General features: G+C 60.0%; 22 protein-coding genes and 1 tRNA gene. 15 read left to right on the top strand and 8 right to left on the bottom strand.

The window, feature by feature from the left end; all coding sequences use genetic code 11:
* Position 1: 1 nt before the first annotated feature.
* The gene (locus HQ912_RS23935) at positions 2-1,276 is read left to right on the top strand and encodes a uracil-xanthine permease family protein (RefSeq protein ID WP_076386292.1); all 1,275 of its coding nucleotides are present in this window, start codon (positions 2-4) and stop codon (positions 1,274-1,276) included.
* Between the two features lie 129 nt (positions 1,277-1,405).
* Here HQ912_RS23935 and hemH read toward each other — a convergent pair whose 3' ends face one another.
* Together hemH and HQ912_RS23945 are read right to left on the bottom strand one after the other, a co-directional pair.
* A complete protein-coding gene (gene hemH, locus HQ912_RS23940) occupies positions 1,406-2,431 on the bottom strand; it encodes a ferrochelatase (protein WP_047229410.1) in 1,026 nt (341 codons plus the stop codon).
* 13 nt (positions 2,432-2,444) lie between these two features.
* Positions 2,445-3,344, bottom strand: coding sequence for a TIGR01777 family oxidoreductase (locus HQ912_RS23945; RefSeq protein WP_173407381.1), 900 nt, complete (start codon positions 3,342-3,344; stop codon positions 2,445-2,447).
* 196 nt (positions 3,345-3,540) lie between these two features.
* On the opposite strand from HQ912_RS23945, the gene HQ912_RS23950 reads away from it, so the two are divergent.
* The 6 genes from HQ912_RS23950 to HQ912_RS23975 all read left to right on the top strand — a co-directional run bounded on the left by HQ912_RS23950 (position 3,541) and on the right by HQ912_RS23975 (position 9,266).
* Positions 3,541-4,527, top strand: a complete 987-nt coding sequence (locus tag HQ912_RS23950) for an NAD(P)/FAD-dependent oxidoreductase (RefSeq protein ID WP_047229408.1) — start codon at positions 3,541-3,543, stop codon at positions 4,525-4,527.
* A 170-nt stretch (positions 4,528-4,697) separates the two neighbouring features.
* The gene (locus HQ912_RS23955) at positions 4,698-5,660 is read left to right on the top strand and encodes a YbgA family protein (protein WP_047229407.1); all 963 of its coding nucleotides are present in this window, start codon (positions 4,698-4,700) and stop codon (positions 5,658-5,660) included.
* A complete protein-coding gene (locus HQ912_RS23960; RefSeq protein ID WP_047229406.1) occupies positions 5,660-6,598 on the top strand; it encodes a MerR family transcriptional regulator in 939 nt (312 codons plus the stop codon). The genes HQ912_RS23955 and HQ912_RS23960 overlap by 1 nt, the downstream gene beginning before the upstream one ends.
* Positions 6,599-8,032: a deoxyribodipyrimidine photo-lyase gene (gene phrB, locus HQ912_RS23965; RefSeq protein ID WP_076386296.1), complete on the top strand. Its 1,434-nt coding sequence runs from the start codon at positions 6,599-6,601 to the stop codon at positions 8,030-8,032. It abuts the gene before it with no gap.
* Positions 8,033-8,158: 126 nt separating this feature from the next.
* Entirely contained in the window at positions 8,159-8,932 is a 774-nt protein-coding gene (locus HQ912_RS23970) for an SDR family NAD(P)-dependent oxidoreductase (protein ID WP_173407382.1), read from the top strand.
* Between the two features lie 28 nt (positions 8,933-8,960).
* Positions 8,961-9,266 (top strand): YkgJ family cysteine cluster protein, encoded by a 306-nt coding sequence (locus tag HQ912_RS23975; RefSeq protein ID WP_076386300.1) that lies wholly within the window; start codon positions 8,961-8,963, stop codon positions 9,264-9,266.
* A 99-nt stretch (positions 9,267-9,365) separates the two neighbouring features.
* Here the strand turns inward: HQ912_RS23975 and HQ912_RS23980 are convergent, their stop codons facing one another.
* The 6 genes from HQ912_RS23980 to hemA form a co-directional block, all read right to left on the bottom strand.
* Positions 9,366-9,884 (bottom strand): acyloxyacyl hydrolase, encoded by a 519-nt coding sequence (locus HQ912_RS23980; protein ID WP_047229402.1) that lies wholly within the window; start codon positions 9,882-9,884, stop codon positions 9,366-9,368.
* Between the two features lie 113 nt (positions 9,885-9,997).
* Positions 9,998-10,789: a glutamate racemase gene (murI, locus tag HQ912_RS23985; RefSeq protein ID WP_139051144.1), complete on the bottom strand. Its 792-nt coding sequence runs from the start codon at positions 10,787-10,789 to the stop codon at positions 9,998-10,000.
* Positions 10,782-11,540, bottom strand: a complete 759-nt coding sequence (locus tag HQ912_RS23990; RefSeq protein WP_047229400.1) for a molybdopterin-synthase adenylyltransferase MoeB — start codon at positions 11,538-11,540, stop codon at positions 10,782-10,784. The genes murI and HQ912_RS23990 overlap by 8 nt, the downstream gene beginning before the upstream one ends.
* Positions 11,534-12,364: a peptide chain release factor N(5)-glutamine methyltransferase gene (prmC, locus tag HQ912_RS23995; RefSeq protein ID WP_076386306.1), complete on the bottom strand. Its 831-nt coding sequence runs from the start codon at positions 12,362-12,364 to the stop codon at positions 11,534-11,536. The genes HQ912_RS23990 and prmC overlap by 7 nt, the downstream gene beginning before the upstream one ends.
* 14 nt (positions 12,365-12,378) lie before the next feature.
* On the bottom strand, positions 12,379-13,461 hold the full coding sequence (gene prfA, locus HQ912_RS24000; RefSeq protein WP_047229398.1) for a peptide chain release factor 1: 1,083 nt from the start codon (positions 13,459-13,461) through the stop codon (positions 12,379-12,381).
* Positions 13,458-14,747: a glutamyl-tRNA reductase gene (gene hemA / locus HQ912_RS24005; protein ID WP_047229397.1), complete on the bottom strand. Its 1,290-nt coding sequence runs from the start codon at positions 14,745-14,747 to the stop codon at positions 13,458-13,460. Before hemA ends, prfA begins: the two co-directional genes overlap by 4 nt.
* 171 nt (positions 14,748-14,918) lie before the next feature.
* On the opposite strand from hemA, the gene HQ912_RS24010 reads away from it, so the two are divergent.
* The 8 genes from HQ912_RS24010 (at position 14,919) to ychF (ending at position 21,839) form a co-directional block, all read left to right on the top strand.
* Complete coding sequence (locus HQ912_RS24010) at positions 14,919-16,643, top strand: tetratricopeptide repeat protein (RefSeq protein ID WP_047229396.1); 1,725 nt, start codon at positions 14,919-14,921, stop codon at positions 16,641-16,643.
* A gap of 4 nt (positions 16,644-16,647) precedes the next feature.
* Positions 16,648-17,265: a lipoprotein insertase outer membrane protein LolB gene (gene lolB / locus HQ912_RS24015; RefSeq protein ID WP_047229395.1), complete on the top strand. Its 618-nt coding sequence runs from the start codon at positions 16,648-16,650 to the stop codon at positions 17,263-17,265.
* Position 17,266: 1 nt separating this feature from the next.
* Complete coding sequence (ispE, locus tag HQ912_RS24020; protein WP_107322926.1) at positions 17,267-18,118, top strand: 4-(cytidine 5'-diphospho)-2-C-methyl-D-erythritol kinase; 852 nt, start codon at positions 17,267-17,269, stop codon at positions 18,116-18,118.
* A gap of 36 nt (positions 18,119-18,154) precedes the next feature.
* Positions 18,155-18,229, top strand: a tRNA-Gln gene (locus tag HQ912_RS24025).
* Positions 18,230-18,276: 47 nt separating this feature from the next.
* Positions 18,277-19,218 carry a ribose-phosphate pyrophosphokinase gene (locus HQ912_RS24030; RefSeq protein ID WP_003171603.1) on the top strand — a complete coding sequence of 314 codons (942 nt, stop codon included), beginning with the start codon at positions 18,277-18,279 and terminating at the stop codon, positions 19,216-19,218.
* Between the two features lie 143 nt (positions 19,219-19,361).
* Positions 19,362-19,964, top strand: a complete 603-nt coding sequence (locus HQ912_RS24035) for a 50S ribosomal protein L25/general stress protein Ctc (protein WP_076386312.1) — start codon at positions 19,362-19,364, stop codon at positions 19,962-19,964.
* A 167-nt stretch (positions 19,965-20,131) separates the two neighbouring features.
* A complete protein-coding gene (gene pth / locus HQ912_RS24040) occupies positions 20,132-20,716 on the top strand; it encodes an aminoacyl-tRNA hydrolase (RefSeq protein ID WP_003185374.1) in 585 nt (194 codons plus the stop codon).
* Between the two features lie 22 nt (positions 20,717-20,738).
* On the top strand, positions 20,739-21,839 hold the full coding sequence (gene ychF / locus HQ912_RS24045) for a redox-regulated ATPase YchF (RefSeq protein WP_047229391.1): 1,101 nt from the start codon (positions 20,739-20,741) through the stop codon (positions 21,837-21,839).
* The last annotated feature ends 128 nt before the right edge of the window (positions 21,840-21,967 follow it).

Here is a 21,967-nt window from a genome sequence, read left to right on the forward strand (position 1 = left end):
CATGCAGGATGAGTTCAACGATCCGCTCTGGCGCCAGGTATTGTCTGGCGCGCAGATGCTGTTCGTCGCCTTCGGCGCGCTGGTACTGATGCCGCTGATCACCGGGCTGGACCCGAACGTAGCGCTGTTCACCGCGGGGCTAGGAACAATCCTGTTCCAGATCGTCACCGGGCGTCAGGTGCCGGTGTTTCTGGCATCGAGCTTTGCCTTCATCACCCCGATCATTCTCGCCAAGGGCCAGTTCGGCCTGGCCGCGACCATGGGCGGGGTGATGGCGGCCGGTTTCGTCTACACCTTCCTGGGCCTGGCGGTGAAGGTCAAGGGCACCGGATTTATCGACCGTTTGCTGCCGCCGGTGGTGATTGGGCCGGTGATCATTTCCATCGGCCTGGCCATGGCACCGATTGCCGCCAACATGGCCATGGGCAAGGCCGGCGACGGCACCGAGCTGATTGCCTACCAGACGGCGATGCTGATCTCGATGCCGGCGCTGCTCACCACCCTGATCGTCGCGGTGTTCGGCAAAGGCATTTTCCGCCTGGTGCCGATCATTTCCGGCGTGCTGGTGGGCTTTGCCATGGCGTTTTATTTTGGTGTAGTGGACACCGCCAAAATCGCCGCCGCGCCATGGTTCGCCTTGCCGAACTTCACCGCGCCGGAGTTCAACTGGCAAGCGATCCTGTTCATCGTGCCGGTGGCTTTGGCGCCAGCCATCGAGCACATCGGTGGGGTCATCGCCGTGGGCAGCGTGACCGGTCGCGACTACCTGAAAAAACCCGGCCTGCACCGCACCCTGCTCGGCGATGGCATCGCCACCACGGCAGCTGGCCTGTTCGGCGGCCCGCCCAACACCACCTACGCCGAAGTCACTGGCGCGGTGATGCTGACCAAAAACTACAATCCGAAAATCATGACCTGGGCGGCGATCTTCGCCATCAGCCTGGCGTTCATCGGCAAGTTCGGCGCGCTGCTGCAAAGCATCCCAGTGCCGGTGATGGGCGGGATCCTGTGCCTGTTGTTCGGTTCGATCGCGGCGGTGGGCATGAACACGCTGATCCGCCACAAGATCGACCTGAGCGAAGCGCGCAACCTGGTGATCGTTTCGGTGACGCTGGTGTTTGGTATCGGCGGTGTGCTGGTAGGCACCGGCACCGGCCCGGACGACTTCGGCCTCAAAGGCATCGCGCTGTGCGCGGTGGTGGCGATCGCCCTGAACCTGATCCTGCCGGGCAATGACGGTTGGAAGCAGAAGAAGGCGGATGAGCCGCTGATCTGACTCAAGCTTGAAGTTTTGTGCTGCCAGTCAGATAGCTATCGCGAGCAGGCTCGCTCCCACATCAGCGGATCTTTGAACACTCGAGATCCATTGTGGGAGCGAGCCTGCTCGCGATTGGGCCCTTGAATTTTACAGAGCGATCGGTGCCCGCTCGCACAGGGTGCTCAACGCCTGCGCCCATTGCACATCATCATTGAGACACGGCACCAGCACCAACTCCTCCCCGCCCGCCTCACGAAATTGCTCGCGCCCGCGATCACCGATTTCTTCCAGGGTTTCGATGCAGTCGGCCACAAACGCCGGGCACATCACCAACACTTTTTTCACGCCACTTTTAGCCAGTTCATCCAGGCGCGCTTCGGTGTAGGGTTCGATCCACTTGGCGCGCCCCAGTCGCGACTGGAACGACACCGACCATTGGCCATCCTTGAGCCCCATGCGCTGGGCGAATAGGTCGGCGGTGCGAATGCATTGCGCGCGGTAACACGTAGCCATGACCTCAGGCGGCGCATTTTTGCAGCAGTCGGCGTCCTTGAAGCAATGGAAACCCGTGGGGTCGAGCTTGGTCAGGTGCCGCTCGGGCAAACCATGGAAGCTCAACAGCAGGTGGTCGTAATCCTGCATCAGATACGGCTTGGCGCTGGCAACCAGGGCGTCGAGGTATTCCGGCTGATCGTAGAACGGCTGGAGAATCGAGAACTGCACATCGAGCTTCTTCTCGCGCACCACCCGCTTGGCTTCTTCGATCACCGTGGTGACTGTGCTGTCGGCAAATTGCGGATACAACGGCGCCAGCGTGATCTTCTTGTGGCCCTGGCTTGCCAGGCGCACCAGGGTCGACTCAATGGACGGCTCGCCATAACGCATCGCCAACTCAACCGGCCCCTGGGTCCATTGCGCAGTCATGGCTTGTTGCAAGCGACGGCTGAGCACCACCAGCGGCGAGCCCTCGTCCCACCAGATCGACGCATAGGCATGGGCCGATTGCTCGGGGCGCTTGATCAGGATCAGCGACACCAGCAAGCGCCGCACCGGCCACGGCAGGTCGATGACGTAGGGATCCATCAAAAACTGATTGAGGTAGCGGCGCACATCGGCCACCGAAGTAGAAGCAGGCGAACCCAGATTCACCAGAAGCAACGCGTGATCGGTCATGCAACGTCCTATTTCAAAGGCGGTCCGACAAATCGTCGAGAGCCGCATGCAAATCAGTGAACCGGAAAGTGAAACCCGCCGCCTGCAATCGGGCCGGCGTTGCGCGCTGGCCGCCCAGCAACAGCAATGACAATTCTCCCAATGCGACCTTCAGCGCCAGTTCCGGCATCGGCACCACGGCCGGCCGATGCAGCACGTGCCCCAGGGCCTTGGCAAAATCGCGGTTGCGCACCGGGTTCGGCGCGCAGGCATTATAAGGACCGCTGGCCTCATCGCGGTGCAGAAGAAAATCAATCAGAGCGATTTGATCGGCAATGTGAATCCACGGCATCCACTGCCGGCCATTGCCAATACGCCCGCCCAACCCCAGTTTGAACGGCAGCAGCAGCCGCGACAAAAAGCCGCCCTCGGCCGACAGGACCAGACCGGTGCGAACCAGTACCACCCGTATGCCCATGGCCTCGGCGCGCTGCGCGGTTTCCTCCCAGGCGATGCACAACTGGCTGGCGAAGTCCTCGCTCATCGGTCCCGAGTCCTCGGTCAGCTCACGTTCGCCACCGTCGCCGTACCACCCCACCGCGGAACCGGAAATCAATACCCCGGGTTTGTGTTCGCTACGCTCCAGCCAAGCCAACAACGCTTCTGTCAGGGTGATGCGACTGCTCCACAACAACTTCTTGCGTTTATGGCTCCAGGGTCGATCCGCAATCGGTGCCCCCGCGAGGTTGATCACCGCATCCACCGGCTCGGCAATCTCCTCGAGCCTGGCGACACCCCGCACTTGCGCGCCGCAGATCTTCGCCACGTCTTCGGGGCGACGACTCCACACCGTCAAGCGATGGCCCTGCGCCAACCAGTGGCGGCAGAGCTGACGTCCGATCAAACCAGTACCGCCGGTCAGCAATATGTGCATGAAGTGTTCCTCGCATCGCGTTTTACCCAGCCCATTAGTCTATTTTTATAAGCAGGGATTTTTCGTATCAGGCAGGGTCTGTGTTTAACAATAGGTCACCCTGTCAAAACGCGAACGGTAAAACTTATACCAAAAACCCTAATTGTACAGGTTTAAACGACGGCGTAGTCTGTACAGAAAGGTAAACGAGGCCCTCATGACTGTACCTATCGCAATCATCGGCACCGGCATCGCCGGACTTTCAGCCGCCCAGGCCCTGACGGAGGCCGGGCATGTCGTTCAACTCTTCGATAAAAGCCATGGCAGTGGCGGACGCATGTCCAGCAAGCGCAGTGATGCCGGCGCACTGGACATGGGCGCGCAGTATTTCACTGCCCGCGATCGCCGCTTCGTGATGGAAGTCCAGCGTTGGCAAGCCCAGGGCTGGGCGGCGGAATGGACACCTCAGCTTTATCATTTCAAGGATGGGCAACTGAGCCCGTCGCCGGATGAGCAGACCCGCTGGGTCGGCACCCCGCGCATGAGCGCCATCACCCGTGCCCTGCTTGGCGAGTTGCAGGTGCAGTTCTCCTGCCGCATCACCGAGGTGTACCGCGGTCAGGAACATTGGCACTTGCAGGACGCGGAAGGTTTCACCCACGGCCCCTTCGGCCAGGTGGTGATTGCCACGCCCGCGCCCCAGGCCACGGCATTGCTGGCGGCCGTGCCAAAGCTGGCCGCAGTGGCGGCGGGCGTGAAGATGGACCCCACCTGGGCCGTGGCCCTGGCCTTCGAAACACCGCTGGATACCTCCATGGAAGGCTGCTTCGTCCAGGACAGCCCCCTCGACTGGCTGGCTCGCAACCGCAGCAAACCGGGGCGCGACAGCACGCTCGACACCTGGGTGCTGCACGCCACCAGCGACTGGAGTCGCCAACACATCGACATGGCCAAGGAAGCGGTGATCGAACACCTGCACGGCGCGTTCGCCGAACTGCTGCACAGTGCTATGCCTGCGCCCAGCTTCAGCGTGGCCCATCGCTGGCTTTACGCGCGCCCCGCCGGCAACCATGAATGGGGCGCCTTGGCCGATGCCGACCTGGGTATGTATGTCTGTGGCGACTGGTGCCTGTCCGGTCGTGTCGAAGGTGCTTGGCTAAGCGGTCAGGAAGCCGCACGCCGTCTGCACGCCAGCCTGCAATAGAACGCGCCAGCCTACGTCACCCGCTGCTGTCGAAACAGGCAGCAGCCTGTCTGCGCAAAAACCACATCGCCCCACACGCAAAAGCGGTTGACTTGTGCGCGTTCGGATCTATGATGAAAATATTGTACACAAATGTTATTTTGTACAAGATTTGAAATCAGAGGTCGCCCATGCCCCATGATGCCGTCGTCAAACCGAAAATCGCTATCAGCGCCTGCCTGATGGGCGCTGAAGTTCGCTTCAACGGCGGACACAAGCAATCGCAGCTATGCAGCCGTACCTTGGTCGACTACTTCGACTTCGTGCCGGTCTGCCCTGAAGTCGCCATTGGCCTGGGCATCCCCCGCGAGCCGATCCGGCTGGTGGGTAATCCCGAACGGCCTGACGCGGTTGGTACGGTCAGGCACGACCTCAATGTAACCCGGCCATTGGCCGCTTACGGAGAGCAGATGGCCGAGGAACTGGATGACATCTGCGGCTACATCTTCATGCAGAAGTCGCCGTCCTGCGGACTGGAGCGGGTCAAGGTCTACGATCACAACAGCGTGCCACAGGACGGCGGCGGACGCGGCATCTATGCCCAGGCGTTTTGCGAGCGCCACCCCGACTTGCCGGTGGAGGAAGACGGTCGCCTGAACGACCCGGTGCTGCGGGAAAATTTCCTGACCCGGGTATTTGCCTACGCGGCCTGGCAACCGCTGCGCCGCAAAGGCCTGACACGCCGTGACCTGATCCACTTTCACTCGCGCTACAAATATCTGTTGATGGCCCATAACCCGGTGCAATACAAGGCCTTGGGCAATCTGTTGGGCAACATGGGCAAGGCCGATCCTGACGAGCTGGGCGCACGCTACTTCAGCGCCTTGATGGCTGCTTTGAAGAAATGCGCCACCCGCCGCACTCACACCAATGTGCTGCAACACCTGAGCGGTTACCTCAAACGCGCCATCAACGCCGAAGACAAGCAGGAAGTGCAACACCTCATCGGGCAATACCGCCTCGGCATCGTACCCCTGGTAGTTCCGCTGACCTTGCTCAAGCATCACTTGCGCCTGCATCCCGATCCCTATCTGGCGCAGCAGGTCTACCTGCAACCACACCCGGAAAACCTCAGTCTGCGAAATGCCATTTGATGAAAAGCGAACCTGATTCCAGCGCCAGCGAAGACCTGGGGGCCGACTTCGCCAAAGCCCTGGCGCAGGGCTGGCTGCCCATACGCGAAGTTGCCCGCCAAACCGGGGTCAATGCCGTCACGCTAAGAGCCTGGGAGCGCCGTTATGGCCTGATCGTGCCGCACCGCACCCCCAAGGGTCACCGACTGTTCAATGCCGATCATGTGCAACGTATCTTGAGCATCCTCACCTGGATCGATCGGGGGGTGGCGGTGAGCAAGATAAAACCGCTGCTCGACACACCGCAGCCGCCCAGTGAACCGTTGGAAAACGACTGGCAGCGTCAGCGCCACGCCCTGATGCTGGCGGTCACGCAACTGGCCGAGCGTCAGGTCGATGATCTGGTCAACCAGGCTATGGCGCTTTATCCGCCCTGGACGGTGTGCGAGCAGTTGTTGCTGCCTTTGCTGGCCGAACTGCAATTGCGCTGGCAAGGCCAGTTCGGTGCGCAGTTGGAGCGGGTGTTTCTGTACTCCTGGCTGCGCAGCAAATTCGGCAGTCGGATCTACCACAACAATCGTCAGTTGCGCGGTGCGCCATTGCTGCTGGTCAACCATTCGGACCTGCCCCTGGAACCCCAATTGTGGCTTAGCGCCTGGCTGGCCAGCAGCGCCGATTGCCCCGTGGAAGTGTTCGATGGGCCGATACCCGCAGGCGAACTGGCCTTGGCCGTCGAACGCCTCAAAGCCCGTGGAGTGCTGCTGTACTCCAGCAACGCGCTGAACCTGTCCCAACTGCCCAAGCTGATCAGTGGAGTGGATTGCCCGATCATCATCGCCGGCCCGGCCGCATCGATCCATCACGCCCGGTTATCCACAGGCATTTCGACCGACAACCTTACGTGGGCCGAAGATCCGTTATCGGCTTACCGCGAACTGAGTCGCAGAGCACTTATTTGAATGAAAAAACCCACGCAACTGATCTGGCTGCGCAGCGACCTGCGCCTGCACGACAACACCGCCCTCGCCACCGCAGCAGCCCGGGGACCTTGTGTGGCGGTGTACCTGCCGAGCCCGGAACAATGGCGCGCGCATGACGATGCACCGTGCAAGATCGACTTTTGGCTGCGTAACCTCGCCTCGTTGAGCACTGCCCTGGAGGCGTTGAACATCCCGCTGCTGATCCGCCACGCTGCACGCTGGGATCAGGCACCGCAGATTCTGCTCTCGCTGTGCCACGAACTGGCAATCGACGCCGTCCATGTCAATGAAGAATACGGCTTGAACGAAACCCACCGAGATGCCGAAGTTGCCCGAACGTTGCAGGGCCAGGGCATCGAATTTCACAGCCACCTCGACCAGTTGCTGTTCAAGCCCGGCAGTGTGCTGACCAAGACCGGCACCTATTTCCAGGTGTTCAGCCAGTTCCGCAAGGTCTGTTACAGCCGCCTGCACTTTTCGCTGCCAAGCCTGGTCGCCAAACCGGCCCGGCAGGCACCCACCGGCATTGTCAGCGACCCGGTGCCCACGCAAGTCGAAGGCTTCTCGCCTGCGAGTGAAACGCTGCGCGCCCTCTGGCCAGCGGGTGAAAACGAAGCCCGGCGGCGCCTGGACACCTTCGCTGAGCAACACCTCGATTATTACCAGAGCGAACGGGACTTTCCCGCCAGGCCAGGCACCAGCCAGCTCTCGGCGTACCTGGTGGCGGGTGTGATCTCGCCACGCCAATGCCTGCATGCGGCGCTGCAGGCCAACCAGGGTGAATTCGAGAGCGGAAATGTCGGTGTTGTGACATGGATCAATGAATTGCTCTGGCGTGAGTTCTATAAACACATTCTAGTGGGCTATCCACGGGTGTCTCGCCATCGCGCGTTCCGTCCGGAAACCGAAGCGCTGGCCTGGCGCAACGCCCCTGAAGAGCTGGAGGCCTGGAAACAGGCACGCACTGGCTTGCCGATCATCGACGCGGCCATGCGCCAGTTGCTGGAAACCGGGTGGATGCACAACCGTTTGCGGATGGTGGTGGCGATGTTTCTGACCAAGAACCTGCTGATCGACTGGCGCGAGGGTGAGCGCTTTTTCATGCAACACCTGATCGACGGCGACCTGGCCGCCAACAACGGCGGCTGGCAGTGGAGCGCCTCGACCGGGACGGATGCTGCGCCCTGGTTTCGGATCTTCAACCCCTTGAGTCAATCGGAAAAATTCGACCGTGAAGGATTGTTCATCAAACGCTGGTTACCTGAACTGAACGATCTCGATAAGCAACAGGTCCATAATCCAAACATGCAGGGCCGATTGTTTGGCGTGACGGATTATCCTCCGGCGATTGTCGACCTGGGTCAGTCCCGGGCTCGTGCATTGCAGGCGTTCAGAAACCTGCCAACTCGATAAGTGTAAAACCAAGAAATCGGGCGATCAGCGAACAGAAAAACACGGACCGTAAGATGCAATTTCAACCCTGCGGCCATACAGTCTTATACCAAACTCGTGCACTCTGCTCGGCGAAGGAAGTATGGAATGGGTCTAGAAACTCGTAAGCGATATTGGCTGACCGGCGCGGGCAACGGAATCGGCGTTTCGTTGGCCGAAGCGATACTCAAAACCGGCGCACACCTGGCCGTTAGCTCGCGCTCGTCGCGCTCGAGTGAAGACCTTTCGGCACGTTATCCGGGACAAGTACTGGCGGTGCCCGGCAACTTGACCGACAGCCAGACCGTACGCGAGATCGGCGAACAGATTGCCCGGCAGTGGGGCTCGCTGGACACCGTGATTCTCAATGCAGGAACCGCCGAATACATCGACGGCCAACCCGCCGACCCTTTGATCATCGAACACATTGTGCGCAGCAATCTGATAGCGGCCAGCTTCTGCATTCACACTGCCCTGCCATTGCTGCGTGCAGGCAACCGGTCCCATCTGGTGGGCATCGCCAGCCCGGCGACTTACCTGCCACCGTCATATAGCGAGGCCGACGGCAAAGGCATGCGTTTTCTGTTTGAGTCGGCTCGCGTCGAACTGGTGGCCGAGGGCATCGACGTGACGCTGGTTCATCCGGGCTTCGACAGCCCTTCGCTCAGTCTCGACGACTGTTTTCCGGCCCCAGTCCAGTGGACGGCCGAAACGGCGGCACATCACGTGCTGAAACAACTGGCCGAGCGCCCCCATGAAGTGGCGCTCCCCGTTTCGTCCATGACCGTACTCTGGCCGCTACCTTCATCGACCGAATCGATGCTCACTGACGTCAACTCAGATAAAGCGGGGAATGGGTGCCCGATCAAGGGCCAACCCTGAGGGGCGCGGTTGCCTTACACTGCGCGCCATGAAAACCATCCCTGTCCATCAGATCCCCCAGCCTGCCGTCACTTGTTCGACGTGCGCGGCGTGCTGTTGCCAACTGGAAGTCATGCTGATCACTGACACTGGCGTGCCCGAACGCTTTATCGACACGGACGAATGGGGTGGAGAAGTGATGTTGCGGCTCGACGATGGTTGGTGCGCGGCGCTGGATCGCGACAGCATGAGGTGCACGATCTACGAAAAACGCCCGCTGATCTGCCGCGAGTTCGAGATGGGCGCGCCGGAATGTATTGAAGAACGCAAAGGGATTGCGACTGCGTATCGGTAGCCCGTGGGAGCGAGCCTGCTCGCGATAGCGGTAGACCAGTCAATATGAGGTTGTCTGATACTTCGCTATCGCGAGCAGGCTCGCTCCCACGGGTTTGGGTTACAGCGGCATCGTGTAGTGCAGCGCGTAACTTTCGACACCGTCGTTGGTCGACTTGATGCCGGCGTTGGAGTAATGAGTGGCGCGAATACCCACTTCATGTCCACCGTTGAAGCGCAGGCCGAAACCAATGCGGTCCTCGAACTGAAAAGCCGTACCGAGCTGGTTGTTTTCCACTTGGGTATTTTCAAACAACGCAACACCGATACCCGCCTCGATGTAGGGTTTTACGTTTTGACCGGCAAACTCATACACAAAGACAGGCGAGAACGACAGGCTGTGATTGCTGGAGGCCTCATCCCCTTCCCAATACGTGTAAGCGCCGCTCCAATAGCCGGTCAGGCGACCTACATCACTCTGCAACCAGCTCTTGTCCCAATCGAACTGCATACCCAAGCGGTAAGTCATGGTCGACTCGCCGGTCTGGCCCACCCCAAACTCCACACCTGCCGCTTGTGCGGAGTAAGTGTGCCCCAACAATGCAGCCGCAAGTGCGGCCAAGCAGAATAAACGCTTCATTAGAAACATCCTTTTCCGAACAGACTTAGTTAGTTTTGTTACAAACAGACAAAGCTATAGAAATCCGCGTTAAAACAGAAGTTCAGCCTGATTTAGGTATTTTTCAGGTTTTTTTACAGACTGAAGCTTCGCACAACGCCGGACGAATTCCATAGCGTTGGTAGGATTTTTCTTAAATGTATCGGATCTGCGCTACTCCAGAATCGCGTTTCGCTGGCGGGACCGGCGGCCAGGAGGCCGCGTTCAGCGAGCAGGCGTTGAAGTTGCCGGGCAACGGCGGCCCCCGTGTCGATCAGGCTGATGTGCGCGGGGACCATGTGCTTGAGCAATGGCTTGAGGAAGGGATAGTGCGTGCAACCCAGGATCAGCGTGTCGCAGCCGGCGGCCAGCAAAGGTTCGACATAGCCCTGCAGCAATTGACGCAAAGCCGGGCTCTGGAGATCGCCTGCTTCGATCAGCTCTACCAGCCCGGGGCACGGCTGGGTGATCACCTGCACATCGGTGGCGAACCGATCAAGTAACGCGGCGAATTTGGCGCTTTGTAATGTGCCAGTGGTTGCCAGCACACCGACAATGCCACTTCGAGTGGCGGCCGCCGCCGGTTTGACCGCCGGCTCCATGCCGACAATGGGCCAGTGGGGATAATCGCGACGCAAATCGGCGACCCCGGCAACCGTCGCGGTATTGCAAGCCACCACCAGCGCCTTGGCGCCCTGCTGATGGAGAAAGTTGGCGATGATTGCGCAGCGCTGCCGGATGAATTCCGGGGTTTTCTCGCCGTAGGGAATATGCCCACAGTCTGCAACGTAGAGCAGTGACTCATTGGGCAACAGCCGACGGATCTCCCCCAGCACCGACAGCCCGCCGACACCCGAATCGAACACACCGACCGGCGCTTCACTCATGCTGGCTGCCACCGCAGACGCTGCACCCCGGATCACGCTTGACCCTCAGCTCACGAAAACGGCTGCCCAAGGCGTCGATCAACAGCAGGCGCCCCACCAGTGGTTCGCCGAAACCGGCCAACAGTTTCAAGGCTTCAAGGGCTTGCAGACTGCCCACCAACCCCACCAGCGGCCCGAGCACACCGGCTTCGCTGCAGGTCAACTCGGCTTCACTGCCGTGGCCGTAGAGGCAGTGATAGCAGGGGCTTTCCGGGCGGCGTGGATCAAACACCGACAACTGCCCTTCCAGGCGAATCGCCGCACCGCTGACCAGCGGTTTGCCTGCAGCGACACACGCCGCATTCACCGCTTCGCGGGTGGAGAAATTGTCGGAACAGTCCAGCACCACATCCACTGCCGCAACGGCAGCAGACAGGCTGTCTTCATCCATGGCCTGTGGGTGAGGCACCAGGCTGATTTCAGGGTTGAGCGCCGTCAGGCGACGCATCGCCGAATCGACCTTGCTCAGGCCCACACTGTCGGTGTCGTGGATGATCTGGCGTTGCAGGTTGGTCAGGTCGACCGTGTCAAAATCCGCCAGGTGCAACTCACCGACGCCAGCAGCGGCCAGGTACAACGCCACCGGAGCGCCGAGTCCGCCGAGGCCGACGATCAATACGCGGCTGTGCTTGAGTCGCAGTTGCCCGTCGATGTCGACGTGCTGCAACAGAATCTGCCGGCTATAGCGCAACAGCTCCTGATCGTTCAGCACGGCAGGCGCCCCAGGCTGATGCGCTCATGCCCACCCAGGTCCTGGCGGCTGTGGACTTCAGTAAACCCTTGGGTTTGCAGCAGATCACGCACCGCGTCGGCCTGATCGTAACCGTGCTCGAGCATCAACCAGCCACCCGTTTCAAGATGATCGGGGGCCTGGGTGATAATTGTGCGCAAATCATCAAGCCCGTCGTGCCCTGCCACCAGGGCACTGGCCGGCTCAAACCGCACGTCGCCCTCGGCCAGGTGAGGATCGGTGGCGGCTATATAGGGTGGGTTGCTGATGATCAGCTCAAAACGCTCACCGTCCAAAGCGCTGAACCAGTGGCTGCTCAGCACCGTGACGTTGCGCAGGTCCAGGCGCTGGCGATTGCGTTCGGCCAGGGCCACCGCCTCCAGCACACGGTCGACCGCGGTGACTGTCCAGGCCGGGCGCTCGCTGGCCAATGCCAGGGCAATCGCGCCGCTGCCGGTGCCCAGATCCAGAACCCTCGCCGGTGCGGCCGGCAGCAAGGCCAGCGCGGTTTCCACCAGCAGTTCGGTGTCGGGACGCGGAATCAAGGTGTGGGGCGCCACTTCCAGGTCCAGGTTCCAGAAGCCTTGCTGCCCGAGGATATAAGCCACTGGCTCGCCAGAACGACGGCGGCGCAGGTATTCAGAGAACACCAACGCCGCTTCGCTTGGCACGATTCGCTCGGGCCAGGTGTGCAGGAAGCTGCGGGACTTGCCCAGTGCCGCGGCCAGCAGCAATTCGGCATCCAGTCGGGACGTGGGCGAATCCGGCAGCTCGGCGGCGCGTAACAAACTGGCGATGATGGTCATATGTTCACCTGTGCTTACTCGCCAATCGCGGCCAACTGGTCGGCCTGGTATTCGGCCAGCAACGGTTCGATCACTGCATCGACGCCGCCGGCGAGAATTTCGTCCAGCGAATACAACGTCAGGTTGACTCGATGGTCGGTGACCCGCCCCTGGGCAAAGTTGTAGGTACGAATCCGCTCCGAGCGATCTCCAGAGCCCACCAACAGCTTGCGTTCGCTGGCGATGGCGTTGGCCGCAGCACTGGTCTGTTGATCGTTGAGCTTGGCCGACAACCACGACATGGCACGCGCACGGTTCTTGTGCTGGGAACGCTCCTCCTGGCACTCGACCACAATGCCCGAAGGCAGGTGAGTGATACGGATAGCCGAATCGGTCTTGTTGACGTGCTGACCGCCCGCACCCGAGGAGCGGTAGGTGTCGACCCGCAGGTCCGCCGGGTTGATCTCGATGGCTTCCTGCTCGTCCGGCTCGGGCAAAACCGCCACGGTACAGGCCGAAGTGTGGATACGCCCCTGGGATTCGGTGGCCGGGACACGCTGCACGCGGTGGGCGCCGGATTCGAATTTCAGCTTGCCGTAGACGTTGTCACCTTCGACCCGGGCGATGACCTCTTTATAGCCACCGTGTTCGCCTTCGTTCTCCGAGAGGATCTCCACCCGCCAGCCGCGACGCTCGGCGTAACGCGAATACATGCGGAACAGGTCCCCGGAGAATATCGCCGCTTCGTCGCCGCCGGTGCCGGCACGGATCTCGAGAAACACATTGCGACCGTCATTCGGATCCTTGGGCAACAACATGCGTTGCAGGTTGCTTTCAAGCTCGAGCAACTGCTCCTTGGCTTCACGGACTTCCTCGACCGCCATTTCGCGCATGTCCGGATCGCTGTCCTTGAGCAACGCCTGGGCGCCTTCAAGGTCGCCCTGCACTTTGAGCAACTGTTTATAGGTGGCGACGATCGGCTCGACTTCGGCGTATTCCTTGGAATACGTGCGGAACTTGTTCTGGTCGGAAATGACTTCACCATCGCCCAGCAGGGCGGTCAGTTCCTCGAAACGGTCCTGGAGAATGTCCAGCTTATTGAGCAGTGACGCTTTCATTGCGATTTTTTATCCGAAAAACTATCCGGTGAACCCTCACCGAGGGCAAAGAGTTCCTGGGCCATGGCCAACGCATCGAGGCGGCCTTCGGCGGTCAGCTTCTTGAGCTGGACACTGGGCGCGTGAAGCAATTTATTGGTCAGGCCGCGAGCCAGTTGCACCAGCACCTCTTCGGCGCTGCCACCGTTGGCCAGCAGGCGCTGGGCCTTTTGCAGCTCTTCGTCGCGCAGGCGTTCGCTCTGCTGACGATAAGCCTTGAGCACATCCACCGCCGCCAGCTCGCGCAGGCGGACCATGAAATCCTCCGCGCCGATGGTGATCATTTCTTCGGCCGCCTGGGCCGCCCCTTGCCGGCTCTTGAGGTTCTCGGCGACCACTTCGTGCAGGTCGTCGACGCTGTACAGATAAACGTCGTCGAGCTCGCCCACTTCCGGCTCGATGTCCCGGGGAACGGCAATGTCCACCATGAAAATCGGCTTGTGCTTGCGCAGTTTCAGGGCGCTTTCCACTGCGCCTTTGCCCAGGATCGGCAACTGGCTGGCGGTGGAGCTGATGACGATGTCACTGTGCACCAGCTCGGCCGGGATGTCCGAGAGCAGCACAGCATGGGCGCCGAACTGCTCGGCCAGGGTACTGGCGCGCTCCAGGGTACGGTTGGCAACCACGATACGCTTGACCCCCAGGTCGTGCAGATGGCGCGCGACCAGGGTGATGGTCTCCCCCGCGCCGATCAGTAGCGCCTGGCTGCGTTGCAGATCGCTGAAAATCTGTTTCGCCAGGCTGACCGCGGCAAATGCCACGGACACCGGGTTTTCGCCGATGGCCGTGTCGGTGCGCACCTGTTTGGCGGCATTGAACGTAGCCTGGAACAAGCGCCCCAGCAGAGGCCCGACCGTGCCGGCCTCACGGGCCACGGCATAAGCCGACTTCATCTGGCCGAGAATCTGCGGTTCGCCCAGCACCAGCGAATCGAGCCCGGAGGCAACGCGCATCATGTGACGAACGGCCGCATCGTCTTCATGCACATAGGCACTGGCGCGCAGCTCTTCAAGACTCAGATCGTGATATTCGGCCAGCCAGCGCAGCACGGTATCGGCCGAAATGTGATCCTGCTCTATATAAAGCTCGCTGCGATTGCAGGTGGAGAGGATGGCAGCCTCGCGGCTCTCGGTGAGTCGGCAAAGCTGCTGCAGGGCCTCAACCAGTTGCTCAGGCGTAAAGGCCACGCGCTCGCGGACGTCTACGGAAGCAGTCTTGTGGTTAATACCAAGTGCAAGGAAGGCCATTCAAGGTCGCTGATAGTGACGTGAAGCCGGCAATTGTCCTACTTCGCCAGATTCAGAACAACCACTCGATATCTATCGCCCTGCCCCGTGCCGTAAATCGACGGGCCGGTTATGTTTGACCGAAGGCTGTGTCATGATGATCCGACCGCAGGTTAGTCGTCCTTTTCCTATATGAATAGATCTTCCGCGTTGCTCCTCGCTTTTGCCTTGCTCGGCGGCTGTCAGTCCATGGCCCCCGTGTCGACAGACGGTACGCCGCCGGTCGAAGACAGCACCCAGGCCCCTGAAAAGCCCAAGGTCTATAGCTCATTCAGCGAAGAAACCATTTTCAGCCTGTTGAGCGCCGAACTGGCAGGCCAGCGCAATCGCTTCGACATTGCGCTGGACAACTACGTCACCCAGGCCATCAACACACAGGACCCGGGCATCTCCGAGCGGGCGTTTCGCATTGCCGAATACCTGGGTGCCGACCAGCCCGCCCTGGATACCGCACTGATCTGGGCCAAAAACGCCCCGCAAGACCTCGAAGCGCAACGCGCCGCCGCCGTGCAACTGGCCCGGGCCGGACGCTACGACGATTCCATGGTGTATATGGAGAAAGTCCTGCTGGGCAAGGGCGACACCCATTTCGACTTCCTTGCGCTATCAGCAGCCGATACCGACCAGGAAACCCGCGACGGCCTGACTAAAAGCTTCGACCGACTGCTGCAGCGCCATCCCGATAACGGTCAACTGATTTTCGGCAAGGCCCTGCTGCTGCAACAGGATGGTGACATCCAGGGCGCCCTTTCCCTGCTGGAAGACAACCCGCCGCAAGCGGGCGAAGTGGCGCCGATTCTGCTGCGCGCTCGCTTGCTGCAAGGCGCGAACCGCGGCGACGAAGCCCTGCCGCTGCTGGAAAAAGCCATCAGGCAATACCCGGACGACAAGCGCCTGCGTCTCACCTACGCGCGCATGCTGGTGGAAAACGACCGCATGGACGACGCCAAGGTGGAGTTTTCCAGCCTGGTCCAGCAGTACCCTGAAGACGATGAATTGCGCTATTCCCTGGCGTTGGTCTGCCTGGAAGCCAAAGCTTGGGAAGAAGCCAAGGGTCACCTGGAAGACCTGATTGCGCGGGGAACGCATGTCGACTCCGCCCACTTGAACCTGGGCCGCATCGCGGAAGAACGCAACGACCCCGAGAGTGCACTGCTCGAGTACGCCCAAGTCGGCCCAGGCAACGATTATCTGCCGGCCCAGTTGCGCCAGGCCGATATCCTGATGAGCAACGGCAAAACGGCCGAGGCCCAGAGTCGCCTCGCCGTGCAGCGGGACACCCAGCCGGACTACGGCATCCAGTTGTATCTGATCGAGGCTGAAACCCTGTCGGCCAATAATCAGGGCGACAAAGCCTGGACTGTGCTCGATCGGGCGTTGAAGCAGTACCCGGACGACCTGAACCTGTTGTATACCCGCGCCATGCTGGCGGAGAAACGCAATGACCTGGCGCAGATGGAGAAAGACCTGCGCCTGATCATCCAGCGCGACCCCGACAATGCCATGGCCCTCAATGCCCTGGGCTACACCTTGTCCGATCGCACCACCCGATACGCCGAAGCCAAGGTGCTGATCGAACAGGCCCACCAGCTCAACCCGGAAGACCCGGCGGTGCTCGACAGTCTTGGCTGGGTGCATTTCCGCCTGGGCAACCTCGACGAGGCCGAACGCCTGCTGCGCCAGGCCCTGGAGCGCTTTCCCGACCAAGAAGTCGCCGCGCACCTGGGCGAAGTCCTGTGGGCCAACGGCAAACAGCGCGAAGCCCGGCAGATCTGGAGCAAGTTCCTCAAGGAACAGCCCGACAGCCCCATCCTGCGCAGCACCATCAAACGCCTGACCGGATCAGAGACCCTTTAAAATTATGCTTTTGCGCCACTTCATCGTTTTCAGCTTTATCGCCCTGCTCGCCGGTTGCGCCGGCTTCGGCGCCCGAGAATCCGTCCAGGGCCACGGCAACACGGCCCAATGGCGAGAGCACAAGGAACAACTGAGCGGTCTCGACGGCTGGCAGATCGATGGCAAGATCGGCATACGCGCACCGAAAGACTCGGGCAGCGGCACACTGTTCTGGCTGCAACGCCAGGACTACTACGACATTCGCCTGTCCGGCCCGCTGGGTCGTGGCGCGGCGCGCCTGACCGGCCGACCAGGCCAGGTTTCGCTGGAAGTGGCCAATCAGGGTCGCTACGAATCACCCTCGCCGGAAGCCTTGCTGGAAGAACAACTGGGCTGGAAGCTGCCCGTATCCCACCTGACCTGGTGGGTTCGCGGCCTGCCGGCACCGGACAGCAAAAGCCGCCTGACCCTCGATGCCGACAGTCGCCTGTCCAACCTGGAGCAGGACGACTGGCAGATCGAATACTTAAGCTACGCCGAGCAAAACGGGTACTGGTTGCCCGAGCGCATCAAACTGCACGGCAGCAACCTGGACGTCACGCTGGTGATCAAGCAATGGCAGCCGCGCAAGCTGGGGCAATGACATGACCGCTGCACGCCTGACCCTGCCCTCCCCGGCCAAGCTCAACCTGATGTTGCACATCCTGGGCCGTCGCCCGGACGGCTATCACGAGTTGCAGACGATTTTTCAGTTTCTCGACTACGGCGATGAAATCACCTTTGCCGTGCGCGACGACGGCGTGATTCACCTGCACACCGAATTCGAAGGCGTTCCTCACGACAGCAACCTGATCGTCAAAGCCGCGAAAAAACTTCAGGAGCAATCCGGGTGTTCGCTGGGCATTGATATCTGGATCGAAAAAATCCTGCCCATGGGCGGCGGCATCGGCGGCGGCAGCTCAAACGCGGCAACGACTTTGCTGGGGCTCAACTACCTGTGGCAGCTGGGTTGGGACGCTGATCGCCTGGCTGCATTGGGCCTTACGCTGGGCGCCGATGTGCCGGTTTTCGTACGAGGCCACGCGGCTTTTGCCGAGGGCGTCGGGGAAAAACTCACACCGGTAGAGCCCGAGGAACCCTGGTACTTGGTGCTGGTGCCGCAAGTATCTGTAAGTACAGCAGAAATTTTTTCAGATCCACTGTTGACACGTAACTCTCCTCCCATTAAAGTGCGCCCCGTTCCCAAGGGAAACAGTCGAAATGACTGCTTACCGGTGGTAGCAAGGCGTTATCCAGATGTTCGTAACGCTTTGAATTTGTTAGGTAAATTTACCGAAGCAAAACTCACCGGAACTGGAAGTTGTGTGTTTGGGGGCTTCCCAAGCAAAGCTGAAGCTGATAAAGTCTCGGCCCTTCTGACAGAGACCCTTACAGGGTTTGTAGCAAAAGGAAGCAACGTTTCGATGTTGCATCGCAAGCTGCAAAGTCTGCTCTAACGGAATCGAGTGCTGGGCACTCGAAGCAACAGATACAGGGGCGTCGCCAAGCGGTAAGGCAGCAGGTTTTGATCCTGCCATGCGTTGGTTCGAATCCAGCCGCCCCTGCCATTTTCCTATACTCATCCAGGTATACCCTCAGCCTTCAGGTACTGCGCGTGTCCAAGATGATGGTCTTTACGGGGAACGCTAACCCCGATCTGGCTCGGCGTGTTGTACGTCAGCTGCATATCCCTCTCGGTGACATTTCTGTCGGTAAGTTCTCCGACGGCGAAATCACTGCCGAGATCAATGAAAACGTTCGCGGTAAAGACGTCTTCATTATTCAGCCGACTTGCGCTCCGACCAACGATAACCTGATGGAACTCGTCGTGATGGCTGATGCCTTCCGCCGCTCCTCGGCTACTCGTATTACTGCTGTTATTCCTTACTTTGGTTATGCCCGTCAGGATCGCCGTCCGCGTTCCGCACGTGTGGCAATCAGCGCGAAAGTCGTGGCTGACATGCTTACCGTAGTCGGCATCGATCGTGTGCTCACGGTCGATCTGCATGCTGACCAGATTCAAGGCTTCTTCGATATTCCCGTGGATAACATCTACGGCTCCCCGGTCCTGGTGGATGACATTGAAGATCAGCGCTTCGAAAACCTGATGATCGTGTCCCCGGACATTGGCGGCGTCGTGCGTGCACGGGCCGTTGCCAAATCCCTGGGCGTTGATCTGGGTATCATCGACAAACGCCGTGAGAAAGCCAATCACTCCGAAGTGATGCATATCATCGGCGACGTCGAAGGGCGTACCTGTATTCTGGTCGACGACATGGTCGATACCGCCGGCACCCTGTGCCACGCGGCCAAGGCCCTGAAAGAGCATGGCGCTGCCAAGGTCTTTGCCTACTGCACACACCCTGTGCTGTCGGGCCGAGCGATCGAAAACATTGAAAATTCCGTGCTGGACGAGCTGGTGGTCACTAACACCATCCCGCTGTCCGCTGCAGCACAAGCCTGTGCGCGTATCCGCCAACTGGATATCGCACCGGTTGTTGCCGAGGCGGTTCGCCGCATCAGCAATGAAGAATCGATCAGTGCGATGTTCCGTTAAGGGCCCTGCCCTTTCCATTACATCTCGTTGACGAAAAGCGCCCCGCCCCGACATTACCTGCCGGGGCGGGGCTTTTTTGCCCATATCGCCTTTAGCGCTGGTCGCAAGCGCTGGGGTGAATGTGGTTACTTTGGAGATACAACATGAACGAATTTACCCTGAATGCTGAAGTGCGTTCCGACCTGGGGAAAGGTGCGAGCCGCCGCCTGCGTCGTCTCGCAAGCCTGGTTCCAGCTGTAGTCTACGGTGGCGACAAAGCCCCTGAGTCCATCAGCATGCTGGCCAAAGAAGTTGCCAAACTGCTCGAAAACGAAGCGGCCTACAGCCACATCATCGAGCTGAACGTTGGCGGCACCAAGCAAAACGTCGTGATCAAAGCCCTGCAGCGTCACCCGGCCAAAGGCCACGTGATGCACGCTGACTTCGTACGCGTTGTTGCCGGTCAGAAGCTGACTGCTGTTGTTCCAGTGCACTTCATCAACGAAGCTGCTCCGGTCAAGAAAGGCGGCGAAATCTCGCACGTAACTTCCGAGCTGGAAGTTTCCTGCCTGCCGAAAGACCTGCCTGAATTCATCGAAGTCGACCTGGCTGACGCCGAAATCGGCACGATCATTCACCTGTCCGACCTCAAGGCCCCTAAAGGCGTTGAGTTTGTTGCCCTGGCGCACGGCGATGACAAGGCTGTTGCCAACGTCCACGCTCCACGTGTTGCTCCAGAAGCGACTGAAGAAGAAGCTGCAGAGTAATTTCACTCTGTCGCCGGAGTGACCGGAAACATCGCGGACTGGAACGTAGCGAGACAGCGGGCGAGAACGCGAAGTTTACTTAACGGTAGATCCGCCATTTTCGTCTCACTGTCGCAACACCGTTTGAGCGCGACGTTGTTATCCACACTCCAGGAAGGGCCCCTATCGTGACTGCCATTAAACTGATCGTTGGCCTGGGAAATCCAGGCGCTGAATACGAACAGACCCGGCATAACGCAGGGGCCCTTTTTGTTGAGCGCATCGCGCACGCACAAGGCGTCAGCCTGGCGGCCGATCGCAAATATTTCGGCCTGACCGGGCGTTTTTCACACCAGGGTCAGGATGTTCGTCTGTTGATTCCCACCACCTACATGAACCGCAGCGGCCAGGCCGTGGCGGCATTGGCCGGTTTCTTTCGCATCAAACCTGAAGAAATCCTGGTGGCCCACGACGAACTCGACCTGCCTCCGGGCGTCGCCAAGCTCAAGCAGGGCGGCGGCCATGGCGGTCACAACGGGTTGCGCGACATCATCGCGCAACTGGGTAATCAGAATACCTTTCACCGCCTGCGGCTCGGCATCGGCCACCCGGGCGTTGCCAGCATGGTTTCAAATTTTGTCCTGGGTCGTGCGCCTCGCGCCGAACAGGAAAAACTCGATGCCAGCATCGACTTTGCCCTCGGCGTGCTGCCGGATATCCTCGCCGGTGAATGGAACCGCGCGATGAAAAACCTGCACAGCCAGAAGGCCTGACTCTACTCCGAGGGGAAACACCATGGGATTCAATTGCGGCATCGTCGGCCTGCCTAACGTCGGCAAGTCCACCCTGTTCAACGCCCTGACCAAGTCCGGTATCGCGGCCGAAAACTTCCCCTTCTGCACCATCGAGCCTAACAGCGGCATCGTGCCGATGCCCGACCCACGCCTGGAAGCGCTGGCGGCCATCGTCAATCCCAAGCGCATCCTGCCGACCACCATGGAATTCGTCGACATCGCCGGTCTCGTCGCCGGTGCCTCAAAAGGTGAAGGCCTGGGTAACAAGTTCCTGGCCAACATCCGTGAAACCGATGCAATCGCCCACGTGGTGCGCTGCTTTGAAGATGAGAACGTCATTCACGTCTCCAACAGCGTCGACCCCAAGCGTGACATCGAGATCATCGACCTTGAGCTGATCTTCGCCGACCTCGACAGCTGCGAGAAGCAACTGCAGAAAGTCGCTCGCAACGCCAAGGGTGGCGACAAGGACGCAGTGGTCCAGAAGGGTCTGCTGGAGCAGTTGATCGCCCACTTCACCGAAGGCAAGCCCGCGCGCAGCCTGATGAAGAACATGAGCACCGATGAGAAGCTGGTGATCAAAGGCTTCCACCTGCTGACAACCAAGCCGGTCATGTACATCGCCAACGTCGCTGAAGACGGTTTCGAGAACAACCCGCACCTGGACGTGGTCCGGGCCATCGCCGAAGAAGAAGGCGCCATGGTCGTTCCGGTCTGCAACAAGATCGAAGCGGAAATCGCCGAGCTGGACGATGGTGAAGAGAAAGACATGTTCCTCGAAGCCCTGGGCCTGGAAGAGCCCGGCTTGAACCGCGTGATCCGCGCCGGTTACGAAATGCTCCACCTGCAGACTTACTTCACTGCCGGTGTCGAAGAGGTCCGCGCCTGGACCGTACGCGTCGGCGCCACTGCCCCGCAAGCCGCTGGCGTGATCCACACCGACTTCGAAAAAGGCTTCATCCGCGCCGAAGTCATCGCCTACGCAGACTTCATCCAGTACAAAGGTGAAGCCGGCGCCAAGGAAGCTGGTAAATGGCGCCTGGAAGGCAAGGAATACATCGTCAAGGATGGCGACGTGATGCACTTCCGCTTCAACGTTTAAGAGAGCCCGTGGAATCACACGGACTTCCCTGGACGAAAAAATCCCCGTAATCATGACTGATACGGGGATTTTTTTCGTCTCGGGATTTTCACCGGTGACAGAGACTCGCCATACGCTTCAAACAAACG

Source organism: Pseudomonas sp. MPDS (assembly GCF_013283895.1).
GTDB classification, from domain to species: domain Bacteria; phylum Pseudomonadota; class Gammaproteobacteria; order Pseudomonadales; family Pseudomonadaceae; genus Aquipseudomonas; species Aquipseudomonas rhizophila.

Bases quoted from the DNA above. Each gene is read 5' to 3' on its own strand.
- HQ912_RS23935 (WP_076386292.1), top strand. From the start codon at position 2: ATGCAGGATGAGTTCAACGATCCGCTCTGGCGCCAGGTATTGTCTGGC.
- hemH (WP_047229410.1), bottom strand. From the start codon at position 2,431: ATGACCGATCACGCGTTGCTTCTGGTGAATCTGGGTTCGCCTGCTTCT.
- HQ912_RS23945 (WP_173407381.1), bottom strand. From the start codon at position 3,344: ATGCACATATTGCTGACCGGCGGTACTGGTTTGATCGGACGTCAGCTC.
- HQ912_RS23950 (WP_047229408.1), top strand. From the start codon at position 3,541: ATGACTGTACCTATCGCAATCATCGGCACCGGCATCGCCGGACTTTCA.
- HQ912_RS23955 (WP_047229407.1), top strand. From the start codon at position 4,698: ATGCCCCATGATGCCGTCGTCAAACCGAAAATCGCTATCAGCGCCTGC.
- HQ912_RS23960 (WP_047229406.1), top strand. From the start codon at position 5,660: ATGAAAAGCGAACCTGATTCCAGCGCCAGCGAAGACCTGGGGGCCGAC.
- phrB (WP_076386296.1), top strand. From the start codon at position 6,599: ATGAAAAAACCCACGCAACTGATCTGGCTGCGCAGCGACCTGCGCCTG.
- HQ912_RS23970 (WP_173407382.1), top strand. From the start codon at position 8,159: ATGGGTCTAGAAACTCGTAAGCGATATTGGCTGACCGGCGCGGGCAAC.
- HQ912_RS23975 (WP_076386300.1), top strand. From the start codon at position 8,961: ATGAAAACCATCCCTGTCCATCAGATCCCCCAGCCTGCCGTCACTTGT.
- HQ912_RS23980 (WP_047229402.1), bottom strand. From the start codon at position 9,884: ATGAAGCGTTTATTCTGCTTGGCCGCACTTGCGGCTGCATTGTTGGGG.
- murI (WP_139051144.1), bottom strand. From the start codon at position 10,789: ATGAGTGAAGCGCCGGTCGGTGTGTTCGATTCGGGTGTCGGCGGGCTG.
- prmC (WP_076386306.1), bottom strand. From the start codon at position 12,364: ATGACCATCATCGCCAGTTTGTTACGCGCCGCCGAGCTGCCGGATTCG.
- prfA (WP_047229398.1), bottom strand. From the start codon at position 13,461: ATGAAAGCGTCACTGCTCAATAAGCTGGACATTCTCCAGGACCGTTTC.
- hemA (WP_047229397.1), bottom strand. From the start codon at position 14,747: ATGGCCTTCCTTGCACTTGGTATTAACCACAAGACTGCTTCCGTAGAC.
- HQ912_RS24010 (WP_047229396.1), top strand. From the start codon at position 14,919: ATGAATAGATCTTCCGCGTTGCTCCTCGCTTTTGCCTTGCTCGGCGGC.
- lolB (WP_047229395.1), top strand. From the start codon at position 16,648: ATGCTTTTGCGCCACTTCATCGTTTTCAGCTTTATCGCCCTGCTCGCC.
- ispE (WP_107322926.1), top strand. From the start codon at position 17,267: ATGACCGCTGCACGCCTGACCCTGCCCTCCCCGGCCAAGCTCAACCTG.
- HQ912_RS24035 (WP_076386312.1), top strand. From the start codon at position 19,362: ATGAACGAATTTACCCTGAATGCTGAAGTGCGTTCCGACCTGGGGAAA.
- ychF (WP_047229391.1), top strand. From the start codon at position 20,739: ATGGGATTCAATTGCGGCATCGTCGGCCTGCCTAACGTCGGCAAGTCC.